The organism is Levilactobacillus yonginensis (genome assembly GCF_964065165.1).
Taxonomy (GTDB): domain Bacteria; phylum Bacillota; class Bacilli; order Lactobacillales; family Lactobacillaceae; genus Levilactobacillus; species Levilactobacillus yonginensis_A.
Genome location: NZ_OZ061549.1, coordinates 1,635,577 through 1,653,630, shown reverse-complemented (window position 1 = coordinate 1,653,630; position 18,054 = coordinate 1,635,577). Strand labels below are relative to the sequence as shown.

Annotated in this window: 19 protein-coding genes; 13 read left to right on the top strand and 6 right to left on the bottom strand. The window is 47.1% G+C overall.

What is annotated here, in order from left to right; all coding sequences use genetic code 11:
* Positions 1–62 precede the first annotated feature (62 nt).
* From AB3Y94_RS07905 to AB3Y94_RS07895, 3 genes are all read left to right on the top strand, one after another.
* On the top strand, positions 63–2,483 hold the full coding sequence (locus AB3Y94_RS07905) for an SbcC/MukB-like Walker B domain-containing protein (RefSeq protein WP_367295746.1): 2,421 nt from the start codon (positions 63–65) through the stop codon (positions 2,481–2,483).
* Positions 2,476–3,276 (top strand): DUF2399 domain-containing protein, encoded by an 801-nt coding sequence (locus AB3Y94_RS07900; RefSeq protein WP_367295745.1) that lies wholly within the window; start codon positions 2,476–2,478, stop codon positions 3,274–3,276. Before AB3Y94_RS07905 ends, AB3Y94_RS07900 begins: the two co-directional genes overlap by 8 nt.
* A 365-nt stretch (positions 3,277–3,641) precedes the next feature.
* Complete coding sequence (locus AB3Y94_RS07895; RefSeq protein WP_367295744.1) at positions 3,642–4,022, top strand: VOC family protein; 381 nt, start codon at positions 3,642–3,644, stop codon at positions 4,020–4,022.
* A gap of 42 nt (positions 4,023–4,064) precedes the next feature.
* On the opposite strand, the gene AB3Y94_RS07890 is transcribed toward AB3Y94_RS07895, so the two are convergent.
* Positions 4,065–4,187, bottom strand: coding sequence for a hypothetical protein (locus AB3Y94_RS07890; RefSeq protein WP_367295743.1), 123 nt, complete (start codon positions 4,185–4,187; stop codon positions 4,065–4,067).
* 134 nt (positions 4,188–4,321) lie between these two features.
* Positions 4,322–5,191 carry a hypothetical protein gene (locus AB3Y94_RS07885; protein WP_367295742.1) on the bottom strand — a complete coding sequence of 290 codons (870 nt, stop codon included), beginning with the start codon at positions 5,189–5,191 and terminating at the stop codon, positions 4,322–4,324.
* A gap of 444 nt (positions 5,192–5,635) precedes the next feature.
* On the opposite strand from AB3Y94_RS07885, the gene AB3Y94_RS07880 reads away from it, so the two are divergent.
* Positions 5,636–6,049, top strand: coding sequence for a hypothetical protein (locus AB3Y94_RS07880; RefSeq protein WP_367295741.1), 414 nt, complete (start codon positions 5,636–5,638; stop codon positions 6,047–6,049).
* A 168-nt stretch (positions 6,050–6,217) separates the two neighbouring features.
* Here the strand turns inward: AB3Y94_RS07880 and AB3Y94_RS07875 are convergent, their stop codons facing one another.
* Positions 6,218–6,688 (bottom strand): hypothetical protein, encoded by a 471-nt coding sequence (locus tag AB3Y94_RS07875; protein ID WP_367295740.1) that lies wholly within the window; start codon positions 6,686–6,688, stop codon positions 6,218–6,220.
* A gap of 191 nt (positions 6,689–6,879) precedes the next feature.
* On the opposite strand from AB3Y94_RS07875, the gene AB3Y94_RS07870 reads away from it, so the two are divergent.
* The 7 genes from AB3Y94_RS07870 to AB3Y94_RS07840 all read left to right on the top strand — a co-directional run bounded on the left by AB3Y94_RS07870 (position 6,880) and on the right by AB3Y94_RS07840 (position 13,855).
* Positions 6,880–8,766 (top strand): glycoside hydrolase family 2 TIM barrel-domain containing protein, encoded by a 1,887-nt coding sequence (locus tag AB3Y94_RS07870; protein ID WP_367295739.1) that lies wholly within the window; start codon positions 6,880–6,882, stop codon positions 8,764–8,766.
* On the top strand, positions 8,750–9,715 hold the full coding sequence (locus tag AB3Y94_RS07865) for a beta-galactosidase small subunit (RefSeq protein WP_367295738.1): 966 nt from the start codon (positions 8,750–8,752) through the stop codon (positions 9,713–9,715). Before AB3Y94_RS07870 ends, AB3Y94_RS07865 begins: the two co-directional genes overlap by 17 nt.
* Before the next feature lie 189 nt (positions 9,716–9,904).
* Positions 9,905–10,549 (top strand): TetR/AcrR family transcriptional regulator, encoded by a 645-nt coding sequence (locus AB3Y94_RS07860; protein ID WP_367295737.1) that lies wholly within the window; start codon positions 9,905–9,907, stop codon positions 10,547–10,549.
* Positions 10,550–10,840: 291 nt separating this feature from the next.
* Entirely contained in the window at positions 10,841–11,494 is a 654-nt protein-coding gene (locus tag AB3Y94_RS07855; protein ID WP_367295736.1) for an NAD(P)H-binding protein, read from the top strand.
* A 25-nt stretch (positions 11,495–11,519) separates the two neighbouring features.
* Complete coding sequence (locus AB3Y94_RS07850) at positions 11,520–11,951, top strand: MerR family transcriptional regulator (protein ID WP_367295735.1); 432 nt, start codon at positions 11,520–11,522, stop codon at positions 11,949–11,951.
* A gap of 289 nt (positions 11,952–12,240) precedes the next feature.
* Positions 12,241–12,717, top strand: a complete 477-nt coding sequence (locus AB3Y94_RS07845; protein WP_367295734.1) for a flavodoxin family protein — start codon at positions 12,241–12,243, stop codon at positions 12,715–12,717.
* Positions 12,718–12,811: 94 nt separating this feature from the next.
* A complete protein-coding gene (locus tag AB3Y94_RS07840; protein WP_367295733.1) occupies positions 12,812–13,855 on the top strand; it encodes a zinc-dependent alcohol dehydrogenase family protein in 1,044 nt (347 codons plus the stop codon).
* Positions 13,856–14,052: 197 nt separating this feature from the next.
* Here the strand turns inward: AB3Y94_RS07840 and AB3Y94_RS07835 are convergent, their stop codons facing one another.
* Complete coding sequence (locus AB3Y94_RS07835) at positions 14,053–14,643, bottom strand: NAD(P)H-dependent oxidoreductase (RefSeq protein WP_367295732.1); 591 nt, start codon at positions 14,641–14,643, stop codon at positions 14,053–14,055.
* 100 nt (positions 14,644–14,743) lie between these two features.
* Here AB3Y94_RS07835 and AB3Y94_RS07830 point away from each other — a divergent pair, with 100 nt between their 5' ends.
* Complete coding sequence (locus tag AB3Y94_RS07830) at positions 14,744–15,313, top strand: Crp/Fnr family transcriptional regulator (RefSeq protein WP_367295731.1); 570 nt, start codon at positions 14,744–14,746, stop codon at positions 15,311–15,313.
* 540 nt (positions 15,314–15,853) lie between these two features.
* Here the strand turns inward: AB3Y94_RS07830 and AB3Y94_RS07825 are convergent.
* Both AB3Y94_RS07825 and AB3Y94_RS07820 read right to left on the bottom strand, forming a co-directional pair.
* On the bottom strand, positions 15,854–16,111 hold the full coding sequence (locus AB3Y94_RS07825) for a Txe/YoeB family addiction module toxin (protein WP_367295730.1): 258 nt from the start codon (positions 16,109–16,111) through the stop codon (positions 15,854–15,856).
* Positions 16,104–16,373: a type II toxin-antitoxin system Phd/YefM family antitoxin gene (locus tag AB3Y94_RS07820; protein ID WP_367295729.1), complete on the bottom strand. Its 270-nt coding sequence runs from the start codon at positions 16,371–16,373 to the stop codon at positions 16,104–16,106. The genes AB3Y94_RS07825 and AB3Y94_RS07820 overlap by 8 nt, the downstream gene beginning before the upstream one ends.
* 194 nt (positions 16,374–16,567) lie before the next feature.
* Between AB3Y94_RS07820 and AB3Y94_RS07815 the strand changes: the two genes are divergently transcribed.
* A complete protein-coding gene (locus tag AB3Y94_RS07815) occupies positions 16,568–17,902 on the top strand; it encodes an MFS transporter (protein ID WP_367295728.1) in 1,335 nt (444 codons plus the stop codon).
* Positions 17,903–18,054: the final 152 nt, after the last annotated feature.

Here is an 18,054-nt window from a genome sequence, read left to right as displayed (position 1 = left end):
AGTTATTAGCGTCGCCAATCCTAACAGCGGGGAATGCCCGGTTTACGCCAATTCGGGAAGCTTTGAAGAATGCGCAAGAGGGGATTGATCCCGACATGATTGGGCAGGTTGCTGAGAGTCAACGAGACGTTAATCAGACTAACGGCATGCTCCAACGAATTAAACGGGCGCAGGAGCGACTGGATAAAATTAAAAAGGACGTATTTTGGCGTAATTTGAATCACATCCGTGAAAATATTTTGGATCCGTATAGCCAAGTGACCCAGGATAGTGAAGCGAAAAAGGAACAAATCGATCAGGCACAGCAAGTGATTGGTACGGTGGAAGAGCAACTGCAGTTGATTACTGACAATTTAAAGGCTAGTACGCAGAACTTGGAAAGTTTACGGCAAGAAAAGGCTAATCAAGAGGGATTGATTCAGCGGAGAAAGGATTATCAACAACAAATAAATAGTCTGACACAACGACTAGCAACGTATCGAAGTCAATTGAAGCAGTTACAGGGATTAAAAGATGAATTGACAAAGATTACGCGGAGCCAGGCAGATTGCCAGCAACAGAGTCAGGAGATTCGTGAACACTCTATTCAACCGCTGTTGACCGAGCTGGCGGCTGCTGCAAAGGACCGTCCAGAATTAACGACAGTTGTCACTGAAGTAGAAAACGCTAAGTTGAATCAAGACTTAGGTGACTATCTGCGGCAAATGAAAAGTGCAGTGACCAAATATCAAAATGATGAACGTGCTAAGGAGCGCGTCGGCCAGGATATTAAGATTGTCAGTGATATGCGGACAACTTTAGACACGCGCATTGACAAGCGTGCTGCGGGGCCGTTGCAAGGTCGTGTCCGGCATGATTTACATCAAGATAACTTAGAAGTTCATGAAGCCGGGGCGGCTAAAATGAGCACACAGTTCGAGCAACTTCTATTAAAGCAGCAGGAATTGCTGGCCAAGCATCCAGATTTGAAGGGGATTTTAAGCCTACCTGATTTTATCCTGCACCTGACTAAGCTCCGGGAAAGCCTGACTGAAAACTTGCGGCAGTTAGAACGGTTGGACCAACAAGTTAAGCAACTACTGACCCAACAGAATTTCTGTGAACGTCAAATTGCTGCTGTTGATATTGAACAAAATTTTGATGAGCAACGGGTAACTAGCGACATTGACAAATTACAAGAACGCCATGATCAGTTAGTAGTTGATACCGAAATTGATGTGAAAATTGAGCAGGCCGAAAAGGACTATCAGAAGTTTTTGACTGAGCAACAAAACTTAGGTGCTAAACGGGCTAAGGCAGAGGAACGAATCGCAAATTCCCAATCGGAAATCAAACGGTTTGCGGAAAAATTAGCACAATTAGACGCGGCTGGTTTGCAGGTGCTGCAATTACTAGCACCCTATCATCCAGAAAATGTACAACTTGATACCGTGATTGCAGCGATTGACTTTGTGCAGAATAATCGGAGTCAGGTGCGTAATAGTAGTTATGGTGAAACGGGTGATCGGCTTGCTCGCTTGATTCATGATAATGGTAGTAATGGCATTGACCGCAATGCTTTAGATACGATATTTGAAGAGCGGGGTTATTCAGATATTGCCAGTGCGATGCGGCAACATCGAACAATTAACCGCAACGACGTGATTATGGTCAATTTTGATATTAACCGGGCCCAGTTACTCATGGCGACGGATGAAAATCATGTGGCTAAGAAGTTGACGGAGTTGCAGCTCGGAAATAATGTGGCGCTAGACACGTATCTGACGGCGGCCGTCCAACGGATTACTGCGCAATATAAATTAATTACAGATTATAATCGAATGCTGTTGGAAGGGGTCAGTCGTGAGCAAAGTATCAAGCTAAAAATTGAATTGACACCCTCTGAAGTTGCAGATGAGGTAATTGATGAAGCGTGCAATCCCAAGCTAACAGATCGACCAGTATTAACGGCGGAGATTCAAAACCGCTTAGAGAAATTAGCGACGGATCTGTCAATTGCCGATGATGAGGAACTCTTTATGGCGGCTGCTCAAAAGCTATTGGATACACGCCAATGGTCAGCATTTAAGGTGTTGATTAAGCGCCGCCAAAGCGCTGAAGACAATTATGAAGAGGTTGATGATAAGTTTGTTCAGTCTGGTGGATCAGGAGCTGAAAAGGCGCAGGCAATGGTATTGCCGCTCCTATTAGTGCCTAAAATGGTTCTACGTCAAGCAACGTTGCAAGATGCCCCATATTTGGTAATGTTTGATGAGTTTGCAGATAAGCTGGACCCTGAAACTGCCAAATCATTTGCGAAGACGATTTCACGTTTTGGCTTTAATTTTATTGCTACCATGCCTAGTGGGGCTCAAAATAAAATTTTGGCCGATCGGGTGGATAATATTGCTTATGATGTCATTGCACCACGGAATCAAAATGATGGACGTTTCCATGAAAATATTATTAATGAAGCGCTAACTTGGGGGGATGCGCATGAGTGAGTATTCGCGGCGCTATGAGGCTGAGACTGGCAAGACGGCACCTATTGAAGCCCAGCAATTGGATAAGCTATTTGAGCAGATAGCGCGCGGAATCTTTTTACCGCCCCGGGGCCAGCAAGCAGTTGATCTAGGATTCACGGCTCATAGTTTGAGTGATCCGTATGAAAATCCAGTAGTTTACCAATATTATCAGTGGGTCTTGCGGAATGTCTTTGAAAAGCACTCCGTGAATGAAATGACTGCTAAGTTGATAGGGATGGCATTTACTTGTGCCAACGTTTTTGAAACAAGTTTACCGCAGCCGTTGACGTTAAATCCGTGGCAAATTGAAGAAATGAAATCATTTCCGCTCAAGACTAAGCGGGCGGTTGTTGTGGAAAATAATGGTGTCTTTGTGTGGTTAGTACACTTACACCCAGATTGGTCGTTAATCAATCAGGCAGGGAATGACTTTAACGAGGCGTATATTAAGTTGTTACAGAGATTGGAGCAGCGAGGCTTACAAGTGACTTATTTGGGCGATTTAGACAGTCGTGGCATTCAGATGGCCGATCATTTGTACAGACAACTTAATGAGACGTCGATAGCTGAGTTCACAGCAATCCAAACGCCTGAAAATGTATCGAAGTGGTTAACCTTAAAAGGAAAAATAGCGGCAAAACGAACGCATCGGTTGGCAGTTACGACACCTAGATTCCAGCAAGAGATGAATTCAATCTCGCTAATGGGAAAATTTGTCGAGCAGGAACAACTGATTACGGATTATGAAAACCTGATTCCAGGTTGGTTATAGTTTTTGAGAGTCAAAGGACCTTGAACGTTCACGAATGGCGTTCAAGGTCCTTTGAGGTTAATTTCGTCCGAAAGTCATGATACAAACCGTTGTAAATAAAGCAGCAAAGCATGAAATGAACTTAGCCAACTGCAATCTCCTCCTCCAAAAGGTGACCGGTTATTGAGGCCATCATAGCATGAATCAAAGGGGAGCGGGAAAGAATCGTTTTACCCGTTAAGCTGCTTGGTGGGTAGTCTGAGGCGCCACTGGTTAATCGTGGTGCGAGGCCATTTGGACCCTACGATTATTTCCGGGATAGAATTATCGTGAAAAGTAAAGGCACGTGGTATTCTGGAACCAATAAGGTTGTTGGAGGGATTCATATGCAAGCACCGATTACATATTTTGCTTTTAAAACGCAGACAAGAGAGGCATTAGCCTTTTACACGACCGTGTTTCCCAATACGAAAGTCTTATCCGTGACGCCGTACCCGGACCGACCGGAGTTAGTCTTAAATAGTCAACTGGAGATGCATGGCATTACACTGGGCTTATTTGATATGGGAGCCGATGAACAAGCTCCCATTGACTGGGGCACTTCACTTTACATTGAGTGTGACTCAGTTGAGGAATTTTGGCAGCTTTTTGACCAATTGGAAGAGGGTGGCAAGGTCTTAATGGGTCCCATGGCCATGGCAGGCTTTGAACAAGTCACGTGGGTGACCGACAAATTTGGGGTGACCTGGCAATTAGTTGCGCATTAAAAAAAGCGTCTGATTGAAGTCAATCAGACGCCCGCTCGGTCGTTATTTAGTATGGACAACCGTCGTCGTTGCGTGGCTTTCTGCCGTTGCAGTTTTGGTTAAAGCCACACCGGCCACTGCGCCCATTAACAGGATCGCCAGGATGAATTTAAAAAGTTGTTTCATTACTTGCGCCTCCTTAGGATTTTCTAAGGTTTAGTTTACCACGACGAATCTACAATGGCGGTTACCCAGCTTAATCATCAGGACAAGCAAACCCGTCGTAGCCAGGTTAGGTTGCGGCGGGGTTATGCTGAACGTTAATCACTCACGCCATCATAGCCAATGAAGGTGTAGTATTTGGTGCCGCCGATGGTATAAAGGCTATCAAAGGTGCCGGCAGTTCCCTTAGTGGGGTTGCCAGTAGTATGTTGGGGTGTGTGTAGATTCTTTAGCGTCAGACAATACTGATAAGTTCCAGAATGGCTGACCCGTTTAGTATTAACACCCTTTAAATCATGGCTAAAGTATAGCTTGCGGTAAGGATCATTAAAGCTAGTTTTGGTAATTTTTGCAATGCTGTATGGTTTTTGGGCAAAACCCAAGCCAGAATTGGCTTTATTGTCGTACTTGAGGACTTCAACGTAGCCGTCTGGCGTGATACGAAGACTGGTTGTATGTGGTTCAATTGGGCTCAACGCCGCCTTGGCGCCACCAATATATAAGTCACCATGACTATAACCTGGCATGTAGATAGGAGCTTTAACTCGCTTGAAGCCGGCTAATTTCTCCGTGGATGTAATTGAGGCTTGCGGGTCATAAGCACCAGCACCAGGGTCCATGGTGTAGCCAGCTTTGGCACTATTTAGGAGAGCAGGGTAACTGAGACGGGCTAAGTATAGCTGAAGGCTAGGGACCAAATAGCTGCCTTTTTTCGTTGTCGTTAAATTTCCCGCTACCGTGATTCCGGCAGGCAACGTTAGCTTCTGCATGATAGCTTGCCCCGCCTTGTAAGTGGGCAAGTAGGCAACTTTTACTGTGACCGGTTTAGTTGTCTTGTAGTAGGCACTGAGGTTTAAGAAGTCTGTGCTGGCGGTGTAGTCTCCGACCTTAACCAGAGCACTAGGCTTTTCAGTTTGGGCTTTAGCCAAGAGGCCACCGCCTAATGCAACGGCACTAATTGCTAGCAAGCTAAGGCCAGCTTTGAGAACTTTTCTGAGGATGAAGACCGCTCCTTTCTGAGATAAACTGTTACCTCAATTATACCTTAGAATATGTGAAGAAAAATGGAAGAACGGAGATTTGTTTCATGTGGAACAGAACGATAACCCGGGTTATACGTGTTGACTATCAAGTGTCTAACCCCAGCAGTTAACCTGGGAAATGTTTTTCAAACTGTGTGTGAATGAAGCTACTGTTCAGCTTATGAAAGACAGTGATGGATATAGCTGAACTCTGTCAGATCATTTAGAATCCACCTAAATCAAGCATTACTGGGGTTGGCTGTGAGGTAGCTTGTTATAAAAAAACTTGTAAGCAGTCCCAAAGGGATTTTCGTTGAGCAGTTGGTATACTGATTCTGGTAACTAACCACTGTCGCTAAATAGCTGAAAAAACGATTCTGGAGGGCGAAGATGATGCGTAAAACGGAGAAAGTATGGATAATGGGTCTGACGGCTTTGACGATGGGGGTGGTGATGACAACCACTCAGGCTGAGGCAGCCAATTGGCACGTGGGAACGCCTAAGGCCCTACGGGGAATCTGGCAACGGACGTATCACAATCAGGGCACCAAAATCACCATGCATTTTAAGGTTAGCGGCAAGTCAATCGACTTAGCTCGCAAGCACCACACTGAATCGAAGTGGACTAATATAAAGTACCGCCAAACGGGTAAAGGAACTTATCTTTTGGTGGGAACGTATCAAATGGGAGAACTCACGGAGAAATCATCCCGGCTAAAAATCATAAAAAAGAAAAACCAGCTTAAATTTAAAAATGCTTGGTCCAGCAAATATGAGTATCTCGGCTGGTACCAACAATCCTAATTTGACACGTTTTAGTTGGTATAGACATTTGAACCGACTACTAGTGCTTAGCTTGAGCGGGTTGGTTATCGATGTTAAGCAGCATAGATGGGGTCATTAAAGAGCTTCATCACGAAAAAAGAGATTGGGATATTTTCCCAATCTCTTCATGCTTTTAAGGCCCTTCAGCTATTTCTTGTAGAAGGTGCCGAAACGTTTAAAATGTGTCAGCTTAGTATTCGTGGGGTAGCGTAGAGTCATCTTCCGTTTCCCAGAGAAAGAGGCCACTTGATAACTGACTGACTGGCCGTTATCGTAGCCGCCAAGAAGGTACGTGTTAGTGGCAACTTTCGTGTGAATGAGGCTGAAAACAATGCCATAACCGGCGGAGTTGGTCTTCAGTTTTCTCTTCTTTGAGTAAATGAGATTGATCAAGTGAGACTGGCCCTTGAACCGGGTCGTGTATTGAATACGATAATAATAATGGTTAGTGGTAGGATGCTTGAACTTGTGGTATTTAGTGTACCAGGTACCATGCATCTGCTTGGGTGTGCCGGCGTACCAGGTCGCAGCATTAGCGGTCTGTGGTGCACTGTACGTGAAAAAGATGAGACTGAAGCCTATGACAAGTAGGCTGAAGATGAATTTGTGACGGGTCATAAGTCGTGATACCTCCTCTACATAGCCTAGTATAGGACTCCTGTGGGTGGGAACAAGGGACGGAAATAGGGACGTGGACAAGCGCTAACGTATTTAGCTAGTGTACGGATTACAATTTACTTCCGCCCGTTTCATTCCGCGGAATCTGTTGTATAATAACAATGTAAGCGTTTTAAAAAGGAGGAAAACTTTTGAAAGCAGAAATTTCTTGGCTGGATGATCCACAGACCTTTCGGGTCAACCAGTTGCCAGCACATAGTGATCACCGTGGTTACGCCACAGCCGCTGAAGCTGCTGAAGCAAAGAGCAGTCTGGTTCAGAGCCTCGATGGCAGTTGGGGTTTTGCCTTCTCCAAGGATCCCCAACACCGGCCAGTGGGTTTCTATGAACCCGACTACGACCGGTCAGACTTCGATCGGTTAGCCGTTCCGGGCCACATTGAGCTCGCCGGTTACGGTCAAATTCAATACATCAACACGGCCTACCCTTGGGAAGGGAAGCACTACCGGCGTCCCGCCTACAGCATGGGTGCTGATCATCCTGAAAAGGGTATGTTTAGTACTGATCCAGAAAACACAGTTGGGTCTTACGTGAAGCACTTTACGCTCAATCCTGAACTCCGGCATCAACGGGTCAGCATCGAGTTTGATGGTGTGGAACAGGCCATGTACTTGTGGCTGAACGGTCACTTTATCGGGTACGCTGAGGATAGTTTCAGCCGCGCTGAATTTGATTTGACGCCTTACCTCCAAGATGGTGAGAATCTCTTGGCCGTTGAAGTCTTTAAGCACAGTACGGCCGCTTTCTTGGAAGACCAAGATATGTTCCGTTTTTCTGGTATCTTTCGTAGCGTGCGGTTAGTGGCTAAGCCCGCCCTGCATCTGGAAGATATGACGATTCGTGCTGGGGTAGACGATGCTTTCGTAACGGGAAACCTCAACGTGAAATTGGCGTTATCCGCTGCCGACAAGCTGGCTGGTGCCGTTAAGGTCAGCCTATTTGATGCCACTGGTAACGTTGTGTGGACGGATGATGCCGAAGCTGCTGATGAACTCACGGTACAAACGACCGTTAATCACGTTCATCTATGGAATCACCATGATCCGTACCTCTATCGGTTGGAAGTTACCCTGTTAGCTGCTGATAGTCAGGTTGTTGAAGTCGTGCCTTACCCAGTTGGGTTCCGCCGAATTGAAATGAAAGACAAGATTATGCAGCTGAACGGTGAACGTTTAATTCTAAACGGCGTTAACCGTCACGAATGGGACGCCCACCGGGGTCGCGCCGTGACCGCTGCTGATATGGTTCACGATATGCAGGTGTTCCACGACAATCACATCAACGCCGTGCGGACCTGTCACTATCCTGACCAAGATGATTGGTACTACTTATGCGACCAGAATGGGATTTACATGATGGCCGAAAATAATTTGGAAACCCACGGGACTTGGCAGAAGATGGGCGTCGTTGAACCGTCTTACAACGTGCCTGGTAGTTTGCCACAATGGCAATTAGCCGTCCTGGACCGAGCCAAGAGTAACTATGAAATGTTTAAAAACCACGCGGCCGTTTTATTCTGGTCACTTGGAAATGAAGCGTACGCGGGCGACGACATTGCGGCCATGGATAAGTTCTACCATGACGCTGACCCAACGCGTTTGACCCATTACGAGGGTGTTTGTCGGAACCGGGTCTACGAGGACCGGATTTCCGACATGGAAAGTATGATGTACGATCCGCCTCGTGAGATTGAAAAGTACCTGCAAAATGATCCCGACAAGCCATTTGTTAACTGTGAATATATGCATGATATGGGTAATTCCATTGGGGGCATGAACAGTTACATTGATTTGATCGATAAGTATCCAATGTATCAGGGGGGCTTTATCTGGGATTACATTGACCAGGCGCTCTGGACCAAGGATGAAGTGACCGGCCAACCCGTTCTCCGCTATGGTGGGGACTTTGATGACCGGCACGCCGATTACGAATTTTCCGGTGACGGCCTGCTCTTTGCGGACCGGACACCGAAGCCAGCACTGCAGGAGGTGGACTACTACTATGGCCAACACGACTAAACTAAACGTTATTTATGGCGACGTGACGCTAGGACTGAGCGGTCCTGGTTTCCACTATATCTTTGCCTACGACCGGGGCGGCCTGGAGTCGCTAGTTCGTTACGGCAAGGAATGGTTGTACCGGACACCGAAGCCAGCCTTCTGGCGGGCGACAACTGATAATGACCGTGGAAATGGGTTCTCCACGAGTTCCGCTGCTTGGTTAGGTGCCGACGTGTTTAGCGCCTGCACCAAGATTGAAGTTGCCGTTAATGGTCAGTCGATTCCGCTGCCTATTGCGCCGGAAAATAACAAGTATTCCGACCATGAAACGGCTGAGACTGTGGCCATCAAATTCACGTACACCACGACGACGGTACCAGCTACTACAGTCACCGTTGAATACGTTGTTGATGAGACTGGTAAAATGACCATCAACACCCACTACCATGGAGCTGCCGGCTTACCGGAGCTGCCCGTTTTGGGATTACGGTTTGTGATGCCAACGGCGGCTACTGGTTTTGACTACCAAGGCCTTTCGGGTGAAACGTATCCCGACCGGTTGGCAGGTGGTCGGCCAGGGACCTATCACGTTGATGGGTTGCCAGTTACGCCATATATGGTGCCACAGGAGTGTGGGATGCACATGACCAATGATTGGGTGAAGGTTACCCGGGCCACGACGCAAAATAACGCCGACCCGGACCACCAACCCTTTAGTCTGACAGTCAGTCAAAACGGTCATCCGTTTGCCTTCAGCTGTCTGCCATACACGCCTGAGGAACTTGAAAATGCGACCCACATGGAAGAGTTACCAGTTGCTCGTCGTACGGTATTGACGGTGTACGGTGCCACTCGAGGTGTCGGTGGTATCGACAGTTGGGGTGCCGATGTTGAACCACAGTATCACGTTGCCGGCGATATTGATCATGAGTTCAGTTTCGAAATCGACGGGACTACAGAAGCTTAGAACATTAACGAAAATGAATACAGAAGGTAGCTGGAGGTGTGGTATCTCAGGCTACCTTTTTAATTGCGCTAAGTGGGCGGCTGTGGAGGTGCGGTATAGTGGTTATTCAAGGTCAACAATGGACAAGTAATACGATAATCCGTCCAGACTATCTGTTTATGGTATTCTAAGATTACAGGAGTTGATGACATGATTGACCGAAAATCTCTCATTATTAAATTGAATCGTGTAATTTTAATCGACGGTTTTCAAAAATTATCAATGGGTAAGTTGGCGGCGGCTGTTAATGTTAGTCGGGCAAGTCTCTACCTATACTTTAAAAACAAAGATGACGTCGTGCAGGCAGTTGTTGCGCGTCACTTAAAATTCATGGCTGAACACCCAGTCCCGAAGCACTTTACCACCACGTCGTTTCTACCAATCTGGTTGGATTCGCTACTATTGATGGGATTGACGACTACGACGTTTATGACGGACCTGCAGAAGGCCTACCCGGTGTTATACCAAGAGTTTATAGCGGCAGATCAAGCCTACTTTGAGGACTTAAAAGCCTACGTTGCAGCTGGGCAGCAAGCAGATTTTATTTTGGACGTTTTCTCGGCAGATTACGTGCTGTTTCAAGCACAAGCGTTGGTCCGAACAGTTCTGGACCAGGTTAGAGCGGGCCAACTTTCGTTGAATCAGGCGGAAGACTACTTAGCCGCCACGCTTCATTTACAGTTGGCCGGTTTACTGACACCAAATAGTCAGGCAAAGTTGGATGTGCAGCAGGTGGTCGGCTTTGAGCAGACCGTATTGAAAGAATTTCGTGAAGCGTATGCGTTGATTTCTTAACTAAAAGGTCGAAAGACAAATTTTTACGCTAATCCAATATTAGTAGGTATCGGTATTACTAAACGGGCCATCTTCAGCTCTAATTGTGGTTTGGCATCACTTCCGCCGAGGTCGTCTGCTTTTCTGATGATTGACTGATAAAAAAATTTCAAGAACTTTTTTACTTTTTCGCTTGCCTTGAAGTACACATGAAGGTTTAACCTAAGGTCATTCAAGTTTAAGTGTTGTTTTTAGAAAGCAGACCACCAGCATGCCTCAGCGTTGGTGGAATCAGATAAAGGAGTTTTTATAATGCGTAAAAATGTGATGATTCTAGCAGCTAACGGACAAATTGCCCGGTTAGTTGAAAGCCGAGTTCTAGCGGAAAAGGAATTTGCTGATGTTGATTTAACCCTATTCTTGCGGGATGCAAGTCGCTTACAAAGTTTGCAGGACAATCCCCGCGTGACCTTGGTTGAGGGGGACATTACCGATGAAACAGCCGTCAGTGCTGCCATGGCTGGCCAAGACTTAGTCTTCGTTGCCGTCGTCGATCACGACCAGCAAAACCGGTTGACCAAGAATGTGGTTGCAGCCATGCAAACGAACCACGTTTCCCGGGTGCTCTTCACTAACGTATTGGGCATCTACAATGAAGTTGGCGGTGAATTTGGCCGTTGGAATCTTGAGATGATTGGAGCCGGCATGGCACCTGCACGGCGGTCCGATGCTCTATTGGCTGATTCAGGCTTGGACTACACGACGTTGCGGTTGCCATGGTTGAATGACCGGGGCATTGCTTACACGGTCACGACTAAAGGCCAACCGTACGAAGGTGTTTCGGGTTCTCGAGCCAGCGTGGCTGACGTGGTCTTGAAAATGATTGCCGAGCCCACCCGCTACAGTCGTGACAGTATTGGGATGGCTGATCCTGCAACCGAGGGTCAGAATCGCCCGGTTTATTAAACGCGTTTTAAGGAGTTGAGTCAGGATGAATATTAAAGAAGCCAGTGAAAAGACGGGGGTCTCCTCCGCGGCAATTCGGTATTATGAAAAGGAGTCACTGATTCCAGCCATTGACCGAACTGCCGTGGGCAACCGAGACATTGATGACCGCATCATTCGTCGAATCCGGTTTGTGACTCAGATGCGGAGTGCCGGGATGAGCGTTGAGAATCTCCGACGCTACATCCAATTGTTTGACGCGCAGGAGGATAACGCTAAGGAACAAAGGGCGTTATTACAGGAACAATTGGCCGTCATGGAAGAAAAGCGAGACGACCTGCAGGCAGCCATTGATCATCTGAATTACAAGCTTAATCACTTCTATGACCACATGGAAGCAACCGAAGAGGAGCTCCGAGCCTTAGAACGGGAGCATGCCGATAAGGTTACTAAGCAAACAGATGATGACCAAGAATGATATTAGCCATGATTCACTAATGAATTAAGGGTAACTACCTATCAGGTGGCTACCCTTTTTGCGATAGGATGAGCGAAACAATCATACCTAAAAGCTTGTGAATTGGCCGATGTGGTTGACGATGGCTGGTGCCAATTTATTGTAAAAATTTTCAAAATAAGGGTGACAAATGGCGGCTGGATTTCGTTAGTAAGAGTAGGCGGTCCAATTAATTCCGAAAACCCCTTGACTTCAGCCTACTCGAAGCTTGTATGCTAGAGGTAACACGTTAGATAAAGGAGATCTTTATATGGCAGCAGAAGTGTTAATTGTTGATTATTCGTGGTCTGGAACTACCGCTAAAATGGCGGCGGCTTTGCAGCAGGTAACGGGCGCCCAATTGGTGAATTTGACGGTTGCGCCAGCCACTTTTGGGTCAGATATGTACGCGACGTCGGATATTGCCAATCAGCAATTGGCGAGCGGGAAGCTGCCCCAGTTGACTAACTCATTGCCTGATTTGAGTCAGTATGACATCATTTTAGTTGGTGGGCCGGTTTGGTCAGCGAAGGTCTCGACACCAGTCCGGACTTTCCTTGGTAAGTTGAAAAATTATAAGGGAACCGTTGCGCCGTTTTATACGGATGCGGGCACTCCGGGCGACTACGAGGCAGACTTTGCCAAGCTATTGCCACAAGCGACGGTTAAGCCGGGCCTCGGCATGACCATCCAGGATCTCCAGCAGGCAGACGCGCGATTGACCGCTTGGTGGGAACGGACGCTTTAAGCACACGTCTCAGAAAATGTTAAATGGTACTTGCCTTGAAGTGAACTTTAAGGTTTAAGCTGAGTTTATGAGTTAGAAATAGGAGGATGAATTTATGAAAACAGCCGTGTTCGTTGAACCAGGTAAAGTTGAAGCACAAGAGTTACCTAAGCCAGAGGTGAAAAATCCGACCGATGCCGTGTTGAAAATTGTGCGCGCGTGTGTCTGTGGATCCGATTTGTGGTGGTACCGGGGCATCAATGATCGCCAAAAAAATACGCCGGTGGGTCACGAAGCTATCGGTATTGTTGAAAGCGTGGGGTCTGGTGTCACTAATGTGCAACCTGGTGATTTTGTGATTGCACCATTCACCCATGGGTGTGGGCACTGTGCAGCTTGTCTGGCTGGCTTCGACGGTAACTGCGAGAATGCACGGACCGACGATGAAATTGTTGGCTACCAAGGGGAATACTTACGTTTCAAGAACGCTGACTGGGCCCTGGTCAAGGTTCCTGGCCAACCAAGTGACTACTCCGACGCACAATTGAATGACCTGTTGACGTTGGCTGACGTGATGGCTACGGGGTACCACGCCGCTGCCACCGCTGAAGTTAAGACTGGCGATACGGTCGTAGTGATGGGCGACGGCGCTGTGGGATTGTGCGGCGTGATTGCTGCCAAGTTGCGCGGGGCTAAGCGCATCATTGCCATGAGTCGTCACGCCGACCGTCAGGCGCTGGCTCAAGAATTTGGTGCTACCGACATCGTGGCCGAACGAGGTGACGAGGCCGTTCAACGGGTCATGGCGTTGACCGATGGCGCCGGTGCAGATGCTGTCCTGGAATGTGTTGGGACGGCACAATCTGTTGACACGGCCGTGAAGGTTGGCCGGGCTGGGGCCGTAGTTGGTCGTGTTGGGGTACCGCAGAAGGCAGAAATGAATACCAATAATCTGTTCTGGAAGAACATTGGTCTGCGCGGGGGGATTGCTTCCGTGACGACTTATGACCGAGCCGTGCTGTTGGATGCCGTCTTAAAGGGCGAAATTCATCCAGGGAAGGTTTTCACGAAGCGATTTGACCTCGACCACGTGGCCGAAGCTTACGCTGCAATGGATAAGCGTGAGGCCATCAAGTCATTATTGGTGATTAGTAACTAATAAACGGACTGGTTGGCATGTAAGTGATAAGTTAATAATGATGAGTTGCAGTAATTAATAATTGAATTATTAAAAAACACAAGTTGAAAGAAAAGTGCCCTATGATTGTTTAGGCAAATAGGTCTAAACAATCATAGGGCTTTTCTGTACTGGTTATTTTGATTTTGGATATTTGGTTAGTATTGGGATAACCAACTCTAGAGCTTAAACGTCCGCAAGATTTGTTGCCGTTGAGCTAACGACTTTTTCTCAACTTGAGCGAAGTTGTGCCACTTAAAGTGCCAGAGCCGCGTTTTCAGGAAAGTTCCCCGGAACAGGAGCTTGGCAAGTGGTGCCCCAAACAGCAGGCGGTAGGCCCAATTGGGAGTGCTCATGGTCGTGATAATGTCGACCATGGGTTGCTTGGTCAGTTTGGTCTGCATATTATCGGCTTGATAGAGCTGACCCTTGGCATAGACCTTGTCGAGAAAGCCCTTAGTCATGGCTGGCATGACTTCCCACCAGACGGGGAACATGAAGATGATGCGGTCGGCGGCGAGCAAGCGTTGCTGGTAGTCGGCAACTTGCGGGTCGATTGTCTGGCCCCGATGCCAGTTACTCAGGTCGTCCGCGGACATCACGGGATTAAAACCGTCCGCGTGTAGGTCGATGAGATCGACGTCATTGTTTTCCTGCTGAAGTTGGGCAGTAACTTGTTTGAGGAGGGCTGCTAAAAAGGAACGGTGGTGGGGAACGTTGTCGCCAGCAGTGGCGGTGTATGGGTGATCAAAGATAATGACAGTTTTCATGGTTAAGACCTCGTATTTAGTGAATAAAGAGAGTATAAATGAGGAGGAGTCCCGCGGCATTAACATTTGTTAATCGTGCAGATTGAGGGAGGAGACCGTGATGAAATTACCGGCATACTTAGCCCAAAAATTACCAGAAATTGGTGAGCACTGGTCGGAACTTCACGACCTATTCATTTCTAAGACAATCCCAGCAGACACGACTTTGCTGGCGGAGGGGGACGTTGCCACCGAACTCTTTATTGTGACGAATGGGGCCCTGCGTCTCTGGCACAACAGTGATGGGCGGGATATTACCCTGCAGTTTTTCTTTGAAAATCAGGTCGTCTCGTCCTTTGAAAGTTTCTACCTAGATCAACCCAGTGGTTTTTCCATTGAGAGCTTTGAAGATACGCAGGTGTTAATTTTGCCGAAGACGGCATTTGATCAGATTCGGCAGCGTTATCCCACGATTGAGCCGGCCATTACCCGTTTTATTTGTGAGCGGTTCATTGTCTACCGCAACATCTTTTTTGACCAGCTACAGTACTCACCAGAGGAACGCTATCAGCAGCTGGTTGCTGATGCTCCGGAGATTCTGGAGCGTGTTCCCCTGCGGTTAGTGGCGTCGTACCTGGGGATGACGCCGGTGTCACTGAGTCGGATTCGTACGCGGCTAAAGGAAAAGTGATGTATTACCCGTACTTCTCAGGAACGATCACTGACGTAGCCTAAGTGCACACAATTATGATTAAGTAAGACATTATAGACTTGAAATTAGTCTCACCCAGGCACCCGCGGCGGTCAGAGATTCCACCTGCTGTGGGGAACGCCTACGGCCTGAAAAGCGGTCCTTCGGCGCGGCTTGAAGCCTGGAAAAACTGCCAGTCTCCAAACACGTCCCACGCTGTAAGCCGAAAAGCGGCTAACACCGTTAACACAGCTGGCTCCACCTCTGACCGCTTCCGGTTAAACGGGTTCTTGGAAAATAGGCTAGTTTAAATTTCTGAATGACAGCACTTATTCAATATTATTAGTACTCCAGTAGGTAGCCAAATTTGGCGAACGGTAAGGCGGCAATTTCCTACTATGTCTGACTAAATCCGAACACCCAGTCCTGGTTGTATCAGGCATAGTGGGTGTTTCGGTGCTTTCAACCTTTAGATGCTTAACTAAAAACAGCAATCAACGCACAGATTCAGTAGAAAAAATCTGTGCGTTGGTTGCTGTTTTAATAATGGTCTCGGACTGAGAAAATATAGAGGGTATCTTCTGAGACTTGATAAATTAAACGATGCTCACTGGTAATCCGGCGAGACCATTTACCAGTCAACTCGAATTTTAGAGGTTCGGGTTTTCCAATTCCCGAAAAGGGATGACGATCAACGTCTTTGATTATACGATTGATTCGCTTTATCATCGCCTTATTTCCCGTATCATGCCAATACATATAATCTGCCCAGGCATCATCAGACCAAGTTTTATTCATGATCAGTTTCCTCGATTAAAGGATGTTTTTCAAACTTTCCGGCTAAAAACTGCTGGTTGCCGCGCTTGATTTTCTCCATAAGATAAGAATTAGCAGTTATTTTTGCGGTTTCAATGAGCGAATCGTATTCTTCGACGGATAATACAACAACATCATCTTTAGAATCCTTAGTAGTCACGATTAAAGGTTCTGAATCATCATTAACACTTTTTAGATGAGACTTTAAATTTTGACGAAAATTTGAGTAGTTAACAGCTTGCAAGTTTATCCCTCCTCTTATGTACAATAAATTGTACAACTAACTCGTTCAAAAAACAATTGTTATGCCTCACTATCCTATGTTGCACTTGGTTTGATAATCTAGGGAAAAATAATTTCCAAATATCCCTTGCCTTGAAGTCCACATGAAGGTCTAAACTCCTAATCATTCACTTAAAGACGAGGAGCAAAAATAACATGGCAAAACAAAAACGATTCGACTGGATTCTTCTGGTCATCTTAATGAGTTACTTTATGATTCTTCTAGACAATTCGATCATCTTCACGGGGACAGTCAAAATTGCTCGGGATTTGGCCTTAAATCAAGCCACCCTTTCTTGGGTTAGCAGCGCCTATTCCCTGACCTTCGGTGGGTTCTTGCTTTTAGGGGGCCGCGCTGGCGATCTATTTGGTCGGCGACGTGTCTTCCAAGTGGGCCTTCTGATTTTCGGGTTGGGTTCTCTGCTAGTTGGTATGGCGGTTAACGCGCCAATGATTATTGCGGCACGGGCTTTTCAAGGCATCGGTTCCGCTATCCTAGCCCCCACCACGCTGGCCATTCTAATGGATACCTATGAAGGTGCCGAACGGACCAAGGCTATCGCCTATTATGGGGCCATGGCCGGTATTGGTGCCAGTGTGAGCCTGGTTATTGGTGGTGTCTTTGCTAGTCTTCTGACTTGGCGAGTCGGGTTCTTCATGAACGTGCCAATCAGTATTTGGATGTACTACCTAGCCGTTAAGCATTTAAGCCATGAAAATGGCCAGTCCGGTAAATTGGACTGGGTCGGAACGTTTAGCTCTTTAATTGGAATGAGTGCCTTGGTATACAGCATCATTGGCGATTGGGCTAAGTTACCGGCTTTTCTGCTAGCAGTCGTGTTTCTGGCCATCTTCATTTATCAGGAACACCGAACGGGCCAGCCAATCATGCCGCTGCGCCTGTTCACTGATCGGGAACGTATCGGGGCTTACCTGGGTCGCTTTCTTTATTTAGGTGCGATGATGGGATTCTGGTTTATCACGCCACAGCTGATGCAAAATCAACTGGGTTTTAGCGCCTTGATGGCTGGTATGGCCTTCTTCCCATTGACCATCGTGAATTTCATCGTGGCCCTGCAGGTTGCCCGCTTAACGGCAAAATGGGGCAATGGTGGCTTACTGGTTATTGGTATCGCCCTAACGGCAGCGGGGATGCTCTGGATGAGTTTCTTTACGCCAGAAGTTGGCTACTGGTGGGGGATTGCCGCGCCAATGGTCATCGTGGGGATTGGCCAAGGTTTTTCACTAAGTCCCTTCACGGCGGCCGGAGTCGCTCATACAAAGGGTGCTGACGCTGGGGCTGCTTCTGGGGTTGTCAACGTCATGCACCAAATTGGTGGGTCAGTGGGGTTGTCGATCCTGGTGACGGTTCAGGGCTTATTTAGTGGTCAGGTTGCTGGTTTCCAACACGCTATCTTGATGGGGGCCGGATTGCTCTTATTAGCGTTATTGGCGGCTATTTTCCTAATCGTTCCTGGCGAACGTCATTAAATTACGGGTAACTAATGAGCAAACTACAAGTAGGTTATATGAATAAATGTCTATGCCCAGCAATGGACGTGGTGAATTAGCTAAGATTGATATCGCCTATTTTAATGGATTGTAAATTAAAAAATTTCGACATAGTGCTTGCCTTGAAGTAA

What these genes read in the sequence shown, in the direction of transcription:
- AB3Y94_RS07875 (WP_367295740.1), bottom strand. Translation starts at nt 6,688, where the DNA reads ATGACCCGTCACAAATTCATCTTCAGCCTACTTGTCATAGGCTTCAGT.
- AB3Y94_RS07850 (WP_367295735.1), top strand. Translation starts at nt 11,520, where the DNA reads ATGAATATTAAAGAAGCCAGTGAAAAGACGGGGGTCTCCTCCGCGGCA.
- AB3Y94_RS07835 (WP_367295732.1), bottom strand. Translation starts at nt 14,643, where the DNA reads ATGAAAACTGTCATTATCTTTGATCACCCATACACCGCCACTGCTGGC.
- AB3Y94_RS07865 (WP_367295738.1), top strand. Translation starts at nt 8,750, where the DNA reads ATGGCCAACACGACTAAACTAAACGTTATTTATGGCGACGTGACGCTA.
- AB3Y94_RS07890 (WP_367295743.1), bottom strand. Translation starts at nt 4,187, where the DNA reads ATGAAACAACTTTTTAAATTCATCCTGGCGATCCTGTTAATGGGCGCA.
- AB3Y94_RS07900 (WP_367295745.1), top strand. Translation starts at nt 2,476, where the DNA reads ATGAGTGAGTATTCGCGGCGCTATGAGGCTGAGACTGGCAAGACGGCA.
- AB3Y94_RS07815 (WP_367295728.1), top strand. Translation starts at nt 16,568, where the DNA reads ATGGCAAAACAAAAACGATTCGACTGGATTCTTCTGGTCATCTTAATG.
- AB3Y94_RS07895 (WP_367295744.1), top strand. Translation starts at nt 3,642, where the DNA reads ATGCAAGCACCGATTACATATTTTGCTTTTAAAACGCAGACAAGAGAG.
- AB3Y94_RS07840 (WP_367295733.1), top strand. Translation starts at nt 12,812, where the DNA reads ATGAAAACAGCCGTGTTCGTTGAACCAGGTAAAGTTGAAGCACAAGAG.
- AB3Y94_RS07825 (WP_367295730.1), bottom strand. Translation starts at nt 16,111, where the DNA reads ATGAATAAAACTTGGTCTGATGATGCCTGGGCAGATTATATGTATTGG.
- AB3Y94_RS07830 (WP_367295731.1), top strand. Translation starts at nt 14,744, where the DNA reads ATGAAATTACCGGCATACTTAGCCCAAAAATTACCAGAAATTGGTGAG.
- AB3Y94_RS07855 (WP_367295736.1), top strand. Translation starts at nt 10,841, where the DNA reads ATGCGTAAAAATGTGATGATTCTAGCAGCTAACGGACAAATTGCCCGG.
- AB3Y94_RS07845 (WP_367295734.1), top strand. Translation starts at nt 12,241, where the DNA reads ATGGCAGCAGAAGTGTTAATTGTTGATTATTCGTGGTCTGGAACTACC.
- AB3Y94_RS07880 (WP_367295741.1), top strand. Translation starts at nt 5,636, where the DNA reads ATGATGCGTAAAACGGAGAAAGTATGGATAATGGGTCTGACGGCTTTG.
- AB3Y94_RS07860 (WP_367295737.1), top strand. Translation starts at nt 9,905, where the DNA reads ATGATTGACCGAAAATCTCTCATTATTAAATTGAATCGTGTAATTTTA.